Source organism: Gluconacetobacter entanii, from assembly GCF_003206495.1.
Classification (GTDB): domain Bacteria; phylum Pseudomonadota; class Alphaproteobacteria; order Acetobacterales; family Acetobacteraceae; genus Novacetimonas; species Novacetimonas entanii.
The window spans coordinates 1-697 of record NZ_NKUF01000138.1 but is presented as its reverse complement, the minus strand read 5'-3'; the positions used below and the strand labels follow the sequence as shown (position 1 = coordinate 697).

Genomic DNA, 697 nt, shown 5'->3' with positions numbered 1-697 from the left:
CTGTTTGGCATGTGTCCGGATACCTCCTTCCAGGTTTTCTATGCTTTCGTTCAGTCGACCATACTGTTCAAAGAGCAGCATGGTTGTCTGTTTCAGGGCATCAGGCAGATTGGATGAGGTTTCGATTTTCGCCAGAAGTTCGGGGAGACGGGCATTTCCAAGGGGAACAATCAAACCGAATTCCGCTGCAAGTGCACGCAACGCATTCACCAGCATCGTTTGCTGTTTGACCAGAAGGGTACGAGTTGAGTGCAGCGATAACAGGCTTTGCTGCTCCCGATTTTTAATCGGGACGAAGCGCGTGTCGGGATGGATCGCGGCAAGACAAATCGCGGCGGCATCAACAGCATCGTTTTTCTTGCCACGTTTGACAAATGGTTTGACCATTTCAGGGGGAATGAGTTTTACCTCATGACCGGTGTCACGGATGACACGAGCCCAGTGATGCGACGTGCTACAGGCTTCGAGTACGACCAGGCAGCGCTCCAGCTTTTCAAAGAATGAGATAACTTCACTCCGCCCGAGTTTCTTCTTGAGCAGACATTTTCCGCTTGCGTCCGTGCCATGCACTTGAAAAACAGACTTGGCGATATCCAGGCCGATTATGGTAACTTTCATCCGGGCGGTCTCCTCTGAATGGTCTTCCGACCTCATCATGGCACATTGATGTCGCATGGAGGCCGTCCACCCCATCTGG

General features: G+C 51.8%; 1 protein-coding gene. It reads right to left on the bottom strand.

Features of this window, described 5'->3' with window-relative positions; all coding sequences use genetic code 11:
- On the bottom strand, positions 1-618 hold a 618-nt coding region (locus tag CFR72_RS16905; RefSeq protein ID WP_244182362.1), incomplete at its 3' end, for an IS110 family RNA-guided transposase.
- Between the last annotated feature and the right edge of the window lie 79 nt (positions 619-697).